Raw genomic sequence first — 15,294 nt, 5'->3', positions numbered from 1 at the left:
CTGTAGGTGGCAGCGTCGGAACGCTCCGCGTCCGGCGGGTTTCTCGCCGCGGCGCCGCCGGGCCGGCATGGACCATCGGTTCAGATGCCGCCATTCCTCGTGGGCGGCCACGATGTCGGCGGCGAAGTCGTCGACGAATCGCAAGGCCCAGACCAGGTAGGGAGCGTGAACCTGCTCGGGGATGCGGTCGGTGACGTTCTCCCGGCGCCGCGAGGTGGCCGAGCGCGACTGAGGCAACCGCATCCGGGCGACCACGACAGCCGGGTCGAAGGCCATGGGGTCGTTGGTCTTCGACCGGCACAACCACAGCAGCCTCATGCCCCTGTGGCGGTGGTCCTTGGTGTCCTGGCTGAGCCGCTGCCCGCCGATGTAGCGGACGAAAGCCTCGACGTCCGCCGGGATGACCGCGGCGACTTCGGTGATGCCGCGGCTCTCCAGTCACTTGAAGGCCACCTTCAGCTCGGTCAGATAGCCGCGGATCGAGTCGATATTGCGGATCGCCTCGCAGCCGGGCGGCAGGTCGCCGCGCAGGAGCGTGAACCAGAATTCCTTCGCCACTGTGCGGAAGGCCGCGGGTATGCGGAGGAAGTTCAGTGCGAACTCGCTCTGGTGGTTCTGCGTCTGAGCGTGCTTGAGGAACCAGGTGTCGTCACTGAATCGGGAGGTCTCGCTCAGCCTCACTCGGGGCCGCACAGGGTGCCCGGCCAGGACGAGGGCATCGGCAGGGATGCGTACTCGTCTGCGGTTGAGCACGTTCGGCTGCACTTCGCCGACGGGCAGGTCGGTCACAAGGGCTCCTTGAGTCCGTCGAGGAGTTCGGTGGGCAGTTCCTCGGAGGCGTTCGCGCGGGCCTGCTCCTGCTGGGCCTCGGTGAACTTGGGCAGGATCAGGCGCGTGATGATCAGCCAGGTGATGCCGTGGCGGGCGATCCAGTCGTCGACCCCGCGTGCGTCGAGTTCGTCCTGAAGCCACCGCAGCAGTGCAAACAGCTTTGGCAGGTGCCGTTCCGCCACCAGCGCGTTCGGGCAGCGCAGGCAGGTCAGGAATGACACGTTGCAGAGCCCGCCGTCGTTCTGGGGGCTGTGCTCGAAGTCGAGGCAGGAGGCCACCAGCGTGTCCAGCTCGCCGCCGATGGCGGCGGTGAGCTTGTCCGCCGTAGTGCCCAGCTTCTCGGCCGCAACCGCGGGGTCGTGCCCGGCTTCCTTGGCCGTCTGCTCGTCCAAGATCCGTCCCCGGAAAGCGCGAGCGGACGCCTCTAAACAGGACAAGTCCGAACCCGCATAAGACAGGACCAGGCGGCAGCCCGGCGCAGCCACTACCGACGACGAGCCCACTGGATAGATCGCGAAACCAGACTGGAGTATCTGTTGGCCCTACAGAAGTGTGTGACATATTACTGCTGTGGCCAACGAACTCTGTGACGTCGTGGTCGTCGGTGCCGGCATGGTCGGCGCCGCCTGTGCGCTGTACGCGGCCCGTGCCGGGCTGGACGTCGTCGTGGTGGATCGTGGCCCGGTGGCCGGCGGCACGACCGGCGCGGGCGAGGGCAACCTGCTCGTCTCCGACAAGGAGCCCGGCCCGGAACTCGAACTGGCCCTGCTGTCCGTTCGGTTGTGGACCGACCTGGCCGAGGAGCTGGGCACCGCCATCGAGTACGAGCCCAAGGGCGGGGTGGTCGTCTCCGCCACGCCCCAAGGACTCACCGCCCTCACGAAGCTGGCCACCGCCCAACGCGCCGCCGGTGTCGAGACGGTGAGCGTCGACACGGACCAACTCCACGAACTGGAACCGTACTTGGCTCCAGGCCTGGCAGGCGGCGTGCTCTACCCCCAGGACGCCCAGGTCATGCCCACCCTGGCAGCCGCCCACCTCCTACGGGCCTCGGGCGCACGCCTGGAGACGGGCCGTACGGTGACGCGGGTGCTGCGCGGCCCCGACGGTGCCGTACGCGGCGTGGCGAGCGACCGGGGCGACCTGTACGCGCCGGCCGTGGTGAACGCGGCCGGCACCTGGGGCGGTGAGGTGGCCCGGCTCGCGGGAGTGCACCTGCCGGTACTACCCCGGCGCGGCTTCGTCCTGGTCACCGAGCCCCTGCCACGCCGGGTGCGCCACAAGGTGTACGCGGCGGACTACGTGGCCGACGTGGCGAGCGACTCTGCGGCGCTCCAGACTTCACCGGTGGTCGAGGGAACCGCCGCGGGCCCCGTCCTGATCGGCGCCAGCCGCGAACGGGTGGGGTTCGACCGGTCCTTCTCACCGCCGGTGATCCGGGCGCTGGCGGCGGGGGCGACCCGGCTGTTCCCGTTCCTGGAGCGGGTGCGGGCGATGCGCACCTACCTCGGCTTCCGGCCCTACATGCCGGACCACCTGCCCGCCGTGGGCCCCGATCCCCGGGTGCCGGGCCTGTTCCACGCCTGCGGACACGAGGGCGCGGGCATCGGGCTCGCCACCGGCACCGGACATCTGATCGCGCAGGTGCTGGGCGGCGCGACTCCCGACCTGGACCTCACGCCGTTCCGCCCCGACCGCTTCGCCGAGGAGGCCGCTTCGTGAATCCCCTGGACCTGGCGCGGGCCCGGCCCGGCACACCGTTCACCGTCGCGTTCGACGGGCGTGAGATCGAGGCGCTGCCCGGGCAGACGGTGGCCGCGGCGCTGTGGTCGGCGGGGATCACCTCCTGGCGCACCATGCGGGGCGGGGGCCGACCGCGCGGTGTGTTCTGCGGCATCGGGGTCTGCTTCGACTGCCTGGTCACCGTCGACGGACGCCCCAACCAGCGGGCCTGCCTGGTTCCGGCTCGACCCGGGGCGGAGATCCGCACGCAGGAGGGGACGGGGCACGGTGACTGAGCGTCCGTGTCTCGCCGTGGTCGGCGCGGGTCCCGCGGGGCTCGCCGCCACCCTCGCGGCCGCCGCGCGGGGTGTGCGTGTCGTCCTGGTCGACTCCGCCCCGGAGCCGGGCGGACAGTTCTACCGACAGCCCGCCCCGGGCCTCGGCGCCCGCAGGCCGCAGGCGCTGCACCACCAGTGGCGCACCTGGGAGCGTCTGCGCGCGGGCCTGGACACGCATCTCGCCGCCGGGCGCGTGACCTACCTGATGGATCATCATGTGTGGTGCGTGGAACGGGAGTCGGCCGGACTCACCGTGCACGCGCTGCTCGGCCCCGAGCAGGAGCGACCCGCCGCCGTACGCGCCGACGCGGTGCTGCTGGCGACCGGCGGCTACGAGAAGGTGCTTCCCTTCCCGGGCTGGACCCTGCCCGGTGTGGTCACCGCGGGCGGCGCCCAGGCGATGCTGAAGGGCGGGCTCGTACTGCCCGGGCGCAGGGCGGTCGTGGCCGGCACCGGGCCGCTGCTGCTGCCGGTGGCGACCGGGCTCGCCGCGGCGGGCGCCGAGGTCGCCGCGCTGGTGGAGTCCGCCGACCCGAAGGACTTCGTACGGCGCACCCGCGCCCTCGCCACCGAGCCGGCCAAGCTCGCCGAGGGCGCCGGGTACGCGGCCGCGTTGCTCCGCCACCGGATCCCGGTGCGCACGCGGCACACGGTCGTCGCGGCGCACGGCGCCGAACGCCTCGAAGCGGTGGGCGTGGCCGCGCTGGACGCCGAGGGCCGGCCCGTGCCCGGCACCGAGCGGCGCATCGCCTGCGACACCCTCGCCGTCGGGCACGGCATGCTGCCGCACACCGACCTCGCGGAAAGCCTCGGCTGCCGGCTCGACGGGGCGAACGTGCACGTCGACGGCGAGCAGCGCACCGACGTCCCGGGCGTGTGGGCCGCCGGGGAGGCCACCGGGATCGGGGGCGCGGCCCTGTCGCTGGCCGAGGGGCACATCGCCGGGCGGTCGGTGGCGGCGCGGCTGGCGGGGACCGTGCCCGACCCGCGCGCCTGGGCCGCGGCCACCCGGGCCCGTAGCAGGCTGCGGGCGTTCTTCGCGGCGGTCGACGGGGCGTACGCGGCGCCCGCGCGCTGGGCGGAACAGGTCACCGACGACACGCTGGTGTGCCGCTGCGAGGAGGTCACCGCCGGTGCCGTCCGGCAGGCCGTCGGGGAACTCGGCGCGGGCGACCTGCGCACCGTGAAGCTGCTGACACGGGCCGGGATGGGCTGGTGCCAGGGACGGGTGTGCGCTCCCGGGGTCGCGGGCGTCGCCGGATGCGAACTCACCCCGGAAAAAAGGATGTTGGCGCGACCGGTACCGCTCGGGGTGCTCGCCGGGCAGGCCGACTCGCCCACTGCGGACCGGACGGATCAGTAAAATGTCACACCCTACTGAAGGGGCCCTTCCGATGACCACCCCGCTGACCACTCCACTGACCACCGCCCCGACCACCCCGCAGCACCGCCCCTGGCGCGGCGTCCTCGTCGCCACCGCGCTCCCGCTCCGCGACGACCTGTCCGTCGACTACGACCGGTACGCCGAGCACTGCGCCTGGCTGGTCGACAACGGCTGCGACGGCGTCGTACCGAACGGCTCGCTCGGCGAGTACCAGGTACTCACCCCCGAGGAGCGCACGAAGGTCGTCGAGACGGCCGTGGCCGCGATCGGCGGCGCACGGGTGATGCCCGGGGTCGCCGCGTACGGCTCGGCCGAGTCGCGCCGCTGGGCCGAACAGGCGCGCGACGCGGGCTGCGCGGCCGTGATGCTGCTGCCGCCCAACTCCTACCGAGCGGACGAGCGTTCGGTGCTCGCCCACTACGCGGAGGTCGCGAAGGCGGGCGTGCCGATCGTGGCGTACAACAACCCGATCGACACCAAGGTCGACCTGGTGCCCGGACTGCTCGCCGTCCTGCACGCCGAGGGTCACATCCACGGCGTGAAGGAGTTCTCCGGCGATGTCCGGCGGGCCTACCGGATCGCGGAACTCGCCCCGGAACTGGACCTGTTGATCGGCGCGGACGACGTACTGCTGGAGCTGGCGGTGGCGGGCGCCAAGGGCTGGGTGGCCGGCTACCCGAACGCGCTGCCGCGGGCGTCGGTGGAGCTGTACCGCGCCGCCGTCGCCGGGGACCTCGACACCGCGCTGCCCCTGTACCGGCAGCTGCACCCGTTGCTGCGCTGGGACTCCCAGGTGGAGTTCGTGCAGGCGATCAAGCTGTCCATGGACATCGTCGGCCGTCACGGCGGCGCCTGCCGCCCGCCCCGCGTACCGCTGCTGCCGGAGCAGGAGACGGCCGTACGCGCGGCGACCGAGAAGGCCGTCGCGGCGGGCCTCGTGTAGCCAGGCTCACCAACGCCACGGCCCGGAAGGGGACTTCATGCGCAGCAAGCTCGTCCTGCACGCCGTCGACTCGCACACCGAGGGCATGCCCACCCGCGTGATCACCGGCGGGATCGGGACCATCCCCGGCGCGACGATGAACGAGCGGCGGCTGTACTTCCGTGAACACCGCGACGACATCAAACAGTTGCTGATGAACGAACCGCGCGGCCACTCCGCGATGAGCGGTGCCGTCCTGCAGCCGCCCACGCGTCCGGACTGCGACTGGGGTGTCGTCTACATCGAGGTCTCCGGCTATCTGCCGATGTGCGGGCACGGCACGATCGGCGTGGCGACGGTGCTCGTCGAGACCGGGATGGTCGAGGTCGTCGAGCCGGTGACCACGATCCGCCTGGACACCCCGGCGGGGTTGGTGGTCGCCGAGGTGGCGGTGGAGGACGGCGCCGCCCGCGCGGTGACGCTCCGGAACGTGCCGTCGTTCTCGGTCGGTCTCGACCGCAAGGCGACGCTGGCGGACGGCCGTACGGTGACGTACGACCTGGCGTACGGCGGCAACTTCTACGCGATCCTGCCGCTGGAGGAGTTCGGGCTGCCCTTCGACCGCTCCCGCAAGGACGACATCCTCGCGGCGGGACTGTCGCTGATGGAGGCGATCAACTCCGAGGAGGAGCCGGTCCATCCGGAGGACCCGTCGATCCGCGGCTGCCACCACGTCCACCTCTACGCGCCCGGCGCCACGGCCCGTCACTCCCGGCACGCCATGGCCATCCACCCCGGCTGGTTCGACCGCTCCCCCTGCGGTACGGGGACCAGCGCACGCATGGCTCAACTGCACGCGCGGGGCGAACTGCCGCTGCACACCGAGTTCGTGAACGAGTCGTTCATCGGCACCCACTTCACGGGCCGGCTGCTCGGCACGACCGAGGTGGCCGGTGTGCCCGCCGTGCTGCCGAGCTTCACGGGGCGGGCGTGGATCACGGGTACGGCACAGTATCTGCTGGACCCGACGGATCCGTTCCCGGCGGGGTTCGTCCTCTGAGCCTCGCGCCCGTCCTCGTCAAGGAGACTCCCATGGCCGCCCAGCGCAGCAGCAACCCGCCGCCTGCCGCCGGCCCCGCCCTGCCCCGGCTGGGCGGCCGCCGGAGCAGCTACCGCGAGCGGGTCGCCGACGCGCTGCGTGCCGCGCTGATCGCGGGTGAGTTGCGGCCCGGCGAGGTGTACTCCGCGCCGGGCCTCGCCGCCCGCTTCGGCGTCTCCGCGACCCCGGTGCGCGAGGCGATGCTGGATCTCGCGAAGGAGGGGCTGGTCGACAGCGTCCCCAACAAGGGGTTCCGGGTCACGGAGGTCTCGGAGCAGCAGCTCGACGAGTACACCCACATCCGTGCGCTCATCGAGATCCCGACCGTCGTGGGGCTCGCGGCCACGGCCGACCCCGTCTCGCTGGAGGCGCTGCGCCCGGCGGCCCGGGAGATCGTCACGGCCGCGGTGGCCGGTGACCTCATCGCGTACGTGGAGGCCGACACGCGCTTCCACCTGGGCCTGCTGGCCCTGGCCGGCAACGCCCACCTGGTCGAGGTCGTCCGCGACCTGCGCGGCCGCTCCCGCCTCTACGGTCTCACCGCGCTCCTCGAGTCCGGCCGTCTGCTGGCCTCCGCGGAGGAGCACCTGGAACTGCTGGACGCCCTGCTGGCTCGGGACGCGAGCGCGGTGCGCGAGGTGATGAGCCGGCACCTGGGGCATGTGCGGGGCTTGTGGGCCGCCGGAGCGTGAGCCGGAGCCGCCCCCTATCGTCGAACCCGTAACGTCAGTTTTTCCACCTCCCTACCGGAGACCCCACACACAGACCTCCACACCCCCCCCACGCACACACCCCCCACGCACAGACCCCCACGCACAGAAAGACTCGGAGGAACCATGTCCAAGATCCTCTTCGTGATGACCGGCGCCGACCACTGGACGCTCGCCGACGGCACCCAGCACCCCACCGGCTTCTGGGCCGAGGAGGCCGTCGCCCCGTACGAGGCGTTCAAGGCCGCCGGACACGAGATCGTCGTCGCCACACCGGGCGGGGTCGTCCCGACCGTGGACAAGGGCAGCCTGGCCGCCGAGGTCAACGGCGGACAGGAGAACGCCGACCGGGTCGCGGGTGTCCTCGCCGGGATGGCCGAGCTGCGGCAGCCGGTCCGGCTGGAGGACGTACGGCTCGACGACTACGCCGCCGTGTTCTACCCGGGCGGCCACGGCCCCATGGAGGACCTGGCCGTCGACACCGTGTCCGGCGGGCTGCTCGTCGACGCGCTGGAGTCGGGCAAGCCGCTCGGCGTGGTCTGCCACGGGCCCGCCGCGCTGCTGGCCGCGGTGAAGGACGACGGCGCGAACGCGTTCGCCGGGTACCGGGTGGCCGCGTTCACCAACGCCGAGGAGACCCAGGCCGGTCTCGCCGGCCAGGCGAAGTGGCTGCTCCAGGACCGGCTCACCGAGGCGGGCGTCGAGGTGCAGGTGGGAGAGCCGTGGGCACCGCACGTGATCGTCGACCGCAACCTCGTCACCGGCCAGAACCCGGCCTCCTCCGCCCCCCTCGCCACCGAACTCCTCAACAAGCTCGCCTGAGTCCCCGGCTCCAGCCGGGCTGCCCTCCTCCCCGGGCGACGACGGCCAGGTGAACCCGCGCCCCGGCACACGGCGAACCCACGCCCGGCCCGAGGCGCGGGCCGCTGGACGGCGCGCCCGCCTCCTCCTCCTTTCCTGGGCGATACGGCCGCTGCCGGCCCGACCGCCACGCCTGTGACGCAGCACTCCTCTGGTGTGAGGCGTGGGGCGGATGGGCAGTCAATGCCGGAAGGATCAAGAGGCGTCCTGTGGGGGGAGCTTTGAGCATGTCATCCGCGGCGGCGGTGTGCGTCATAGGCACGGGCCTGTCGGGCCTCGCGGCGGCGCACGCCCTCGCGGCCAGAGGCATCGAGTTCGTCTGCCTGGAGAAGGCACCGGACGTCGGAGGCATCTGGCGCCGGCCGCAGGCGGGCGAGCCGGGCCCCGGTTACGTGTCGCTGCACCTCAACACGGCCAAGCAGCTCACCGCGTACTCCGCCTTCCCGATGCCCGACTCCTATCCCCTGTATCCCCGGCACGACGCCGTCGCCGCCTATCTGCGGTCCTTCGCCGAGTGGGCGGGCGTCCTGCCGCACGTCGAGCTGCGCACCGAGGTGATGTCCGTACGGCAGGACACCGACGGAACCTGGACGGTCACGAGTCGTGACGCGGACGGCGAGGTGACGTCACGGAACTTCGCCCATGTGCTCGTCGCCTCCGGACACAACTCGGAGCCCGCGCTGCCGGATCCCCTGCCGCCGGGCTCCGACTCCTTCGAGGGAACGATTCTCCACTCCCTCGACTACCGGGACGGCGCCGACTTCGCCGAGCGACGGGTCGTCGTCGTGGGGCTCGGGGCGTCGGCGGTGGACATCGCCGCCGACCTGTCCCGGCACGCCGCGCACACCGTGCTGTCGGTGCGCAGGGGACTGCACATCGTCCCCAAGCAGCTCTTCGGCGTCTCGGTCGACGAGATCGCCGACGCCCCGTGGTGGACCCGGATGTCCTTCGCGGAGCAGCGCCGGTTCGTCGAACAGGCCCTGCTGGTCGCGCGCGGCAGGCTGGGCGACTACGGACTGCCCGAGCCGGACCACCCCATCTTCTCCTCGGCCGTGACCATCTCGGACGAGATCCTCAGCCGCATACGGCACGGCGCGGTGACCCCGAAGCCCGCGATCGAGGCGTTCGAGGGCAACCGGGTCGTGTTCGCCGACGGTACGTCCACCGAGGCCGACGCCGTCGTCTACTGCACCGGCTTCCGGATGGCCTTCCCGTTCCTGCCCGCCGGAGTCCCGGCCGGTCCACAGGGGTCGGTGGAGCTGTACAAGCGGGTCGTCGCACCGGACCACCCCGGCCTGCACTTCGTGGGCCTGGTCCGTCCCGTGGGCGCCATCACCCGGCTGGTGGAGGCGCAGTCGCGATGGATCGCGCGGATCATCGACGGCGAGGCCGTCCTGCCGTCCGCGGAGGTCATGCGCAAGGAGATCAGCGCGTACCTGAGCGGCATCAACGGCCGCTACGGTGCGGCGGAGGGCGCGTCCATCCAGGTCGACGTCGCGCCCTATCTGCGGGAGCTGCGGGACGAGTTGCGGGACGCATAACGGGATCAGGAGGAGGCGGCGCCGGCTCGTCCGGCGCCCTCTGTCATGAGGCTCCTGGTGAACGGAGTCGCCCTGGTGGGGCCCCATTCACCGGGAGCGTCGGCATCGCGCCCGGAGGCGTTCACCCCACGGCTTCGGCCCGCGGTGGCTCCAGAACTGCCGGCGGCCTGACCTCGTAGGCCTCCGAGGAGATGTACGCGGTCACCCGCGGCGGGCGGCCCCGCTGGTGGGCGAGGGCCAGGTAGGCGATGAGCCCCACGCCGTCCTCGAGCCGGCGTGCGGTGACGGCGGTCAGCGACCGGCCGAGCGGGGCGGGATCCACGCCGTACCGAAGGAGCAGGCTCACGGCGCGTGCCAGGGCCTCGCCGTCGTGGCGCACGTAGTCGCGGACCGGGATGTGGAGGGTGAAGCCGCTCGGCGCGCCGCTCGCCGAGTCGGTGAAGGAGTGGCAGGTCAGGACGGGCCGCCTGGCGAGTCGTACGTCGGCCCGGTCACCGGCGTCGGCGTCGAGTCCGGCGGCCGTACGGAAGAAGTCCTCGACCTCCGTGTGCAGGGGACCGGCGTCGGCCCGCGACAGCAGGCCCGCCTCCGTGGCCGCGAGATCCGGGTGCCTGACGTAGACCTTGGCCCGGGGGGTGTCCCAGTCACCGAGGTCGAGGGCGAGGAAGGGGTAGCCGTCGGCCGGAGGGAGCGACTCGAACCCCTCGGGGTGGCCGAGCCGGGTCAGCGCCTCCCGGACCGTGTCGGCGGAACGTTTTGCCCCGGAGGCGGCGGGGTTGAGATACACCTTGACCTTCGGGACACCGCCGGGTCTCAGTTCCAGCGCGCACCACAGGGTCAACGGACCCTGTGGTGCGTCGGGGAAGAACAGGTCCTCCAGTTCGTCGAGCCGGTCGGTGGTGAAGCCCCAGCGCCCGGCCATCTCGCGGACGACGCGCAGTCCGGTCCGGCCGTTCTGCGTCAGGCCCGCGGCGCCGTACCCCGGTTCGATCAACACGCGGAGCGACGGGGCCGCGTCCGGTGAGAAGGAGAGCGAGAACTCCACCGGAGTCTGGTCGTCGGAGAGGAAGGTGGGGGTGGGGGGCGGCAGGTCCAGTGGCCGTTCGGCCACCGGGCCCAGCGCGTCGGTCAGCGTCTGTGCGTAGGACCCGGCCGAGGCCGAGTCCAGTCCCACGACGTCGCACAGGCGCAGCAACTGCCCCGCCGTGTGCCCGCCGAGTGTCTCAGCCCTTGCGGGCGTGGCGTCGCCGAACCGGGAGTCGGTCACCGGCCCTCCCGCCACACACGGGAGCGCACATGAAGATACCCGCCTGCGAAGGCGGGTATCTCGCTGCTGAAGCTGTGGAGTTGGTCCCTGGTGGAGGGGGCGTTCGCACGCCCCCCGGGTATGGGGGGCCGGGGTCGGAGCAACGCGGTCGCGTACCGAACGAAAGCGGCGTCGGTGGATATGTGGTCCACGACACCTCCTTTGCCTCGTAACCAACACGGATAACCGCGTTGCTCACTACCCCCGCGGTTGAAACTTCATGCAACCCGGCGGAGTTGGAGGCGTGTCGTGAGGATCACCTCGTCATCCAGTTGAGGAACTGGCTCCACAGTCCGGACCGTTCGGACCTGCGACCCCCCGGCTCGGGGTGGGCCGCGGCCTGCGCCGGCCGCTCCGTCCTGGTCGGCGCAGCCGGCCTTCGCGCCGCCTGAACCGGCGTGAAGCGCACGGGAAGTTGGGCCAGCGCACGGTGGAACGGCCCCTGCCGCCACGTCAGGCTGTCCGACGGTACGGCGAGCTCGACGTCGGGGAGCCGGTTCAGCAGGTGCTCGAGGGCCGTCACGGTGATGTGCCGGACCGGCTCCTTGGAGGGGCAGGCGTGCGGACCCGCGCTCCAGGACAGGTGGGCCCGGTTGCTGCCCGCCTGGCGTGCGGCGGTCAGCGCCGGCCCGGTGTTGGCCGCGGCGAAGCTGACCAGGACCAGGTCGCCCGCCGTCAGCTTCTGGCCGGCGAACTCCATGTCGGCCGCCGGGTAGTGCGGCGCGTAGTTCGCCATGGGCGGGTTGTCCCACAGCGTGTCGTCGATGGCCTCCTCGATCAGACCGCCCTTGTAGGCGTAGCGGTCGTCGGTGAGCAGCAGGTGCAGGGTGTTGCCGATGAGGTTGCGCAGGGGTTCGACGCCGGAGCCGAGGAGGAGGGCGAGCTGGTGCACCATCTCCTCGTCGGTGAGCCGTGACTGATGCTGCATCAGCCAGGAGGTGACGTCCTCGCCGGGCCTGGCCCGCTTCAGCGCCACCAGTTCGCCGACCGCCTGGAACAGCACCTGGGCGGCCTTCTCGGCGTTGTTGCCGTCGAACATGCCGGAGATGCCGAACAGCACCCGGTCACCGATGTCCGCGGGGCAGCCGAAGAGGTCGTTCAGCACGAACAGCGGCAGCTGCTTGGCGTAGTCGCCGAGCAGGTCGGCCGAACCACGACCACTGAACTGGGAGATGAGGTAGTCCGAGATGCGCTCGGTGCTCTGGCCCAGCCGACGCGAGTCTACGCGGGCCATGCTGTCGGTGACCGCCTGACGGAGCCTCAGGTGTTCGGCGCCGTCGCTGAACATGCAGTTGGGCCGGTAGGCGAGCAGGGGGAAGACCGGGCTCTCCGGGCTCACCTTGCCGTCGTTGAAGTCCCGCCAGCGACGCGCGTCCTTGCGGAAGGAGCTGGAGTCCTGCAGGAGTTGGAGCGCCGCCGTGTAGTCCGTGACGAGGGTCGCCTCCACGCCCGGTGCGAGTTCCACGGGCGCGGTCGGCCCGTAGTGGCGCAGATAGGCGTAGTACGCCTGCGGATCGGCCGCGAACTCCGGCCCGTACAGCGGCACCCGGGCGCCGGTGTTGTGGGCCGGGCACCCGGGCGGGGGGACCGGGGCGGTGGGTTGAGCGTCCATGCTTGCTCCTAGTGAGCGCGTTCCAGCAAATAGCGGACGAGAGTGATCAGGGCGTCCGCAGACGACTTCTCGTCGCGCGCGTCGCAGACCACGACGGGCGTGTCGTCGAGCAGATCCAGTGCTTCGCGCAGTGCCCTCTCCTCGCGAAGCGGTGTGCCGTCGAAGCGGTTGACGGCGATGGCGTAGTCGAGTCCGTACTGCTCGATCAGGTCGATCACGGCGAAGGAGTCCGCGAGCCGCTCGGGGTCGACCAGCACCAGCGCCCCGAGGGCGCCGCGCGCCATGTCCTCCCACATCTGCACGAACCGCTGCTGACCGGGGGTGCCGAACAGGTACAGCACGACCCGTTCGCTGATGGTCAGGCGACCGAAGTCCATGGCCACCGTGGTGGTGGTCTTGCCCCGTACGCCCTTGAGGTCGTCGAACGACTCCCCGGCCCGGGTCATCGTCTCCTCGGTGGACAGCGGGGTGATCTCGGAGATGGCTCCGATGAAGGTGGTCTTGCCCACCGCGAAGTGCCCGACGACGAGGATCTTCACCGCGGTCTGCGTCGCCCCGTCACGGACGTAGTCCTGCTCATCCAAACTTGGCCCTGAGACCATTCAGCACCTCCTCCAGGATCTGCTTGTCGGCGAGCGGAGCGCGCTGAACGGGCGCGCGGGTGATGAGGTAGCCGCCCTCCGTGAGGGCGGACAGCAGGATCTTCACCACGCCCAGCGGCAGCCGGGTGTGCCCGGCGACCTCGGCGACCGAGAGGTAGCCCGCCGAGCAGAGGTCCAGCAGGTTCTGCTCCTCGGGCGAGAGCCGGGTCGGACGCTGCTGGTGGTCGGCCGCCGCGGTGACCAGGGTGATCAGGGAGAGCTGCGCCTCGTCGGGCAGCCCCCGCCCCTTGGTGATGACGTACGGTCGCACTAATTCGGCGGCCTCCGGCTCCAGCGCGTCGGAACCGGTCATGAGCGCGCGCCGAGGTTCTCGCGCGGCGGCGTCGTCAGGGCCTTGCCCAGCTGGCCGACGAGCTGCTGCATACGGAAGGTGATGTCCGCCATGTCGACGTCCGGGGACGCTGACACGCCGAGGTAGGCGCCCTCGCCGGCGGAGATCAGGAAGACCCAGCCCTCGTCGAACTCGACCAGTGTCTGCCGCCAGTGGTGCCGGGTGCCGCCGATGAAGAAACCGAGCGAGCGGCTGAGGGACTGGACCCCGCTCATACCGGCGGCGACCCGGTCGGCGTCGTCCTTGCCGAAGTCCTGCGTCCGGGCCATCAGCAGACCGTCGGCGGAGATCAGTACCGCGTGCAGGGCCCCGGGGATCTCCAGGGCACTGTCAAGCATCCATGACAGATCGTCGTTCACGAGACCTCATGCCCTTCACTGCTCGCATCACGTGTGCTGCTGGTCTGCTCGGCGGTGTCCGCCTGCGTGGCGCGACCGGACTGCGTGCCCCGCTGGAAGGCGCCCATGATCGCGGCCGTCTCCGCACCGGAGCGGGCCGTGCGGGTGCCCGAGGTGCTGCCCGGCACGATGGCCATGGGCCGCTTGCGGCGGCGCTTGGGCAGACCGTCGACGGTCGAGGACGTCAGCGCGGGCTCGGGGCCACCGAGGTCCGGCGCGGGAGCGGCGGGGACGGCGGCGGACTCGGCGACGGGCTCGACCGGTGCCGGCGCCTTCTTCTCCGGCATGTTGGTGAGCAGCTCGTGCGGCAGGAGGACGACCGCGCGGACGCCGCCGTACGGGGAGCTGGAATCCACGGACACCTCGAATCCGAAGCGTTCGCACAGGACGCCGATGACGGCGAAGCCGAACTGCGGCGGGTTGCCGAGTTCGGAGACGCCCGAGACCCGCTCGCTGGACAGGAGCTTCTCCGCCTTCGCCCGCTCCTCGTCGTTCATGCCGACGCCGGCGTCGTCGACGACGATGCAGATTCCCTTGGGCACGGTGCGAATGTTGATTTCGACGATCGTGTCCGGGCTGGAATAGCTGGTGGCGTTGTCGAGGAGTTCCGCGAGGGCCAGGGCGACCGGTTCGACGGCACGGCTGGTGATACCGAAGTCGACCTGGGAAAGAATTTCGACGCGCCGGTAGTGCCGGACCCTGCCCTGCGCGCTGCGGACCACATCGTAAACCGAGGCGACGTCACGCTGACGGCCCAGCCAGCCGTCGCACAGCACGGCGATCGACTGGGCGCGCCGACCGAACTGCGAGTTCGTGTGGTCGATCTCCAGGAGGTCCTGGAGAATCACCGACTCGCCGTACTTGTTCTGCAGCTTGGAAACGATCAACTGCTGCTCTGCGGCGAGACCTTGAAGGGTCCGCATGGCAGACTTGAGTACCGTTTTCGTCGCTTCTTCGGCCCGTTCCTGCGTGGCCTCGACGGATTCCGAGTACTGGTTCTCCAGCTCGGAGTAATGATTTCTGAGCCCCGCGATCTCCTGCCGCAAAGTCTTTGCCGCCCTGCGTTGGCGAACAATGACCGCGATCGTGGCAAGGATGACGAACAGGAGAGCCCAGAATACCGGGTTCTGTATGTATTGCGTCATAAGACTCTCTTCAGGCGACTGACGGCCAGCTGCTGAATTCCCGTCAATAACGGGGGGACCGGCGGACCGCCCATCCGCCCGCTCTACAAGCGCGGTGATCGTATCATCGTAGGAACCGGTCTCTGACCGCCAATATGCTCCCTTTGCTGGACTATTGACGGCCAGTCAGCCCATGTTGGTTGACATCGACGCAAGCTTCACTGGGCCACCGAAGACCCGGCTTCGAAACTTTCGACGAGCCGAGCGAATCTTCGCCGCCCAGCGCCACTCCGACCAACCCGCATCCCGCGCGACGCACTCCATTGACTCCCGTGAGTACTGGCCCTACTGTCTGCGCAGCCATCCGGAAACAGGTCCGAAACTTTCGGAATCGCTGTATCTTTCAAGCATCTGCTCACGACCGGGTATCCGGCCTGCCCTGTCCAGCACCTC

General features: G+C 70.9%; 16 protein-coding genes. 8 read left to right on the top strand and 8 right to left on the bottom strand.

Annotation, left to right across the window (positions count from 1 at the left end; genetic code table 11):
- Window positions 1-438: 438 nt before the first annotated feature.
- Together ACGFNV_RS01335 and ACGFNV_RS01330 are read right to left on the bottom strand one after the other, a co-directional pair.
- On the bottom strand, window positions 439-789 hold the full coding sequence (locus ACGFNV_RS01335) for a hypothetical protein (protein ID WP_393618415.1): 351 nt from the start codon (window positions 787-789) through the stop codon (window positions 439-441).
- The gene (locus ACGFNV_RS01330) at window positions 786-1,223 is read right to left on the bottom strand and encodes a hypothetical protein (RefSeq protein ID WP_393618414.1); all 438 of its coding nucleotides are present in this window, start codon (window positions 1,221-1,223) and stop codon (window positions 786-788) included. Before ACGFNV_RS01330 ends, ACGFNV_RS01335 begins: the two co-directional genes overlap by 4 nt.
- A 178-nt stretch (window positions 1,224-1,401) precedes the next feature.
- Here ACGFNV_RS01330 and ACGFNV_RS01325 point away from each other — a divergent pair, with 178 nt between their 5' ends.
- From ACGFNV_RS01325 to ACGFNV_RS01290, 8 genes are all read left to right on the top strand, one after another.
- On the top strand, window positions 1,402-2,553 hold the full coding sequence (locus ACGFNV_RS01325) for an NAD(P)/FAD-dependent oxidoreductase (protein WP_393618413.1): 1,152 nt from the start codon (window positions 1,402-1,404) through the stop codon (window positions 2,551-2,553).
- Window positions 2,550-2,849: a (2Fe-2S)-binding protein gene (locus tag ACGFNV_RS01320; RefSeq protein ID WP_393618411.1), complete on the top strand. Its 300-nt coding sequence runs from the start codon at window positions 2,550-2,552 to the stop codon at window positions 2,847-2,849. The genes ACGFNV_RS01325 and ACGFNV_RS01320 overlap by 4 nt, the downstream gene beginning before the upstream one ends.
- Window positions 2,842-4,254 carry an FAD-dependent oxidoreductase gene (locus ACGFNV_RS01315; protein WP_393618409.1) on the top strand — a complete coding sequence of 471 codons (1,413 nt, stop codon included), beginning with the start codon at window positions 2,842-2,844 and terminating at the stop codon, window positions 4,252-4,254. Before ACGFNV_RS01320 ends, ACGFNV_RS01315 begins: the two co-directional genes overlap by 8 nt.
- Before the next feature lie 31 nt (window positions 4,255-4,285).
- Complete coding sequence (locus ACGFNV_RS01310) at window positions 4,286-5,218, top strand: dihydrodipicolinate synthase family protein (RefSeq protein WP_393618407.1); 933 nt, start codon at window positions 4,286-4,288, stop codon at window positions 5,216-5,218.
- Between the two features lie 37 nt (window positions 5,219-5,255).
- Window positions 5,256-6,257 (top strand): proline racemase family protein, encoded by a 1,002-nt coding sequence (locus ACGFNV_RS01305; RefSeq protein WP_393618405.1) that lies wholly within the window; start codon window positions 5,256-5,258, stop codon window positions 6,255-6,257.
- 32 nt (window positions 6,258-6,289) lie between these two features.
- Window positions 6,290-6,988, top strand: coding sequence for a GntR family transcriptional regulator (locus tag ACGFNV_RS01300; RefSeq protein ID WP_393618403.1), 699 nt, complete (start codon window positions 6,290-6,292; stop codon window positions 6,986-6,988).
- A gap of 144 nt (window positions 6,989-7,132) precedes the next feature.
- A complete protein-coding gene (locus ACGFNV_RS01295; RefSeq protein ID WP_133925735.1) occupies window positions 7,133-7,828 on the top strand; it encodes a type 1 glutamine amidotransferase domain-containing protein in 696 nt (231 codons plus the stop codon).
- Window positions 7,829-8,094: 266 nt separating this feature from the next.
- The gene (locus tag ACGFNV_RS01290) at window positions 8,095-9,408 is read left to right on the top strand and encodes a flavin-containing monooxygenase (RefSeq protein WP_393618401.1); all 1,314 of its coding nucleotides are present in this window, start codon (window positions 8,095-8,097) and stop codon (window positions 9,406-9,408) included.
- Between the two features lie 121 nt (window positions 9,409-9,529).
- On the opposite strand, the gene ACGFNV_RS01285 is transcribed toward ACGFNV_RS01290, so the two are convergent.
- The 6 genes from ACGFNV_RS01285 to ACGFNV_RS01260 form a co-directional block, all read right to left on the bottom strand.
- The gene (locus tag ACGFNV_RS01285; RefSeq protein WP_393618400.1) at window positions 9,530-10,675 is read right to left on the bottom strand and encodes a tryptophan dimethylallyltransferase family protein; all 1,146 of its coding nucleotides are present in this window, start codon (window positions 10,673-10,675) and stop codon (window positions 9,530-9,532) included.
- A 295-nt stretch (window positions 10,676-10,970) separates the two neighbouring features.
- Window positions 10,971-12,326 (bottom strand): cytochrome P450, encoded by a 1,356-nt coding sequence (locus ACGFNV_RS01280; RefSeq protein WP_393618399.1) that lies wholly within the window; start codon window positions 12,324-12,326, stop codon window positions 10,971-10,973.
- A gap of 8 nt (window positions 12,327-12,334) precedes the next feature.
- Window positions 12,335-12,928, bottom strand: coding sequence for an ATP/GTP-binding protein (locus ACGFNV_RS01275; RefSeq protein ID WP_133925739.1), 594 nt, complete (start codon window positions 12,926-12,928; stop codon window positions 12,335-12,337).
- Window positions 12,903-13,280 carry a DUF742 domain-containing protein gene (locus ACGFNV_RS01270; RefSeq protein ID WP_133925740.1) on the bottom strand — a complete coding sequence of 126 codons (378 nt, stop codon included), beginning with the start codon at window positions 13,278-13,280 and terminating at the stop codon, window positions 12,903-12,905. The genes ACGFNV_RS01275 and ACGFNV_RS01270 overlap by 26 nt, the downstream gene beginning before the upstream one ends.
- A complete protein-coding gene (locus tag ACGFNV_RS01265; RefSeq protein ID WP_037680888.1) occupies window positions 13,277-13,678 on the bottom strand; it encodes a roadblock/LC7 domain-containing protein in 402 nt (133 codons plus the stop codon). Before ACGFNV_RS01265 ends, ACGFNV_RS01270 begins: the two co-directional genes overlap by 4 nt.
- The gene (locus ACGFNV_RS01260) at window positions 13,675-14,862 is read right to left on the bottom strand and encodes an ATP-binding protein (RefSeq protein WP_393618397.1); all 1,188 of its coding nucleotides are present in this window, start codon (window positions 14,860-14,862) and stop codon (window positions 13,675-13,677) included. The genes ACGFNV_RS01265 and ACGFNV_RS01260 overlap by 4 nt, the downstream gene beginning before the upstream one ends.
- Window positions 14,863-15,294: the final 432 nt, after the last annotated feature.

Origin of the sequence: Streptomyces sp. NPDC048751 (genome assembly GCF_043198595.1) — a bacterium.
In the GTDB taxonomy this organism is placed as follows: domain Bacteria; phylum Actinomycetota; class Actinomycetes; order Streptomycetales; family Streptomycetaceae; genus Streptomyces.
Note: the sequence above shows the minus strand (reverse complement) of the source record. Positions and strands in the feature narration are given on the sequence as shown.

What these genes read in the sequence shown, in the direction of transcription:
- ACGFNV_RS01275 (WP_133925739.1), bottom strand. Translation starts at nt 12,928, where the DNA reads ATGGTCTCAGGGCCAAGTTTGGATGAGCAGGACTACGTCCGTGACGGG.
- ACGFNV_RS01260 (WP_393618397.1), bottom strand. Translation starts at nt 14,862, where the DNA reads ATGACGCAATACATACAGAACCCGGTATTCTGGGCTCTCCTGTTCGTC.
- ACGFNV_RS01290 (WP_393618401.1), top strand. Translation starts at nt 8,095, where the DNA reads ATGTCATCCGCGGCGGCGGTGTGCGTCATAGGCACGGGCCTGTCGGGC.
- ACGFNV_RS01270 (WP_133925740.1), bottom strand. Translation starts at nt 13,280, where the DNA reads ATGACCGGTTCCGACGCGCTGGAGCCGGAGGCCGCCGAATTAGTGCGA.
- ACGFNV_RS01305 (WP_393618405.1), top strand. Translation starts at nt 5,256, where the DNA reads ATGCGCAGCAAGCTCGTCCTGCACGCCGTCGACTCGCACACCGAGGGC.
- ACGFNV_RS01300 (WP_393618403.1), top strand. Translation starts at nt 6,290, where the DNA reads ATGGCCGCCCAGCGCAGCAGCAACCCGCCGCCTGCCGCCGGCCCCGCC.
- ACGFNV_RS01295 (WP_133925735.1), top strand. Translation starts at nt 7,133, where the DNA reads ATGTCCAAGATCCTCTTCGTGATGACCGGCGCCGACCACTGGACGCTC.
- ACGFNV_RS01310 (WP_393618407.1), top strand. Translation starts at nt 4,286, where the DNA reads ATGACCACCCCGCTGACCACTCCACTGACCACCGCCCCGACCACCCCG.
- ACGFNV_RS01280 (WP_393618399.1), bottom strand. Translation starts at nt 12,326, where the DNA reads ATGGACGCTCAACCCACCGCCCCGGTCCCCCCGCCCGGGTGCCCGGCC.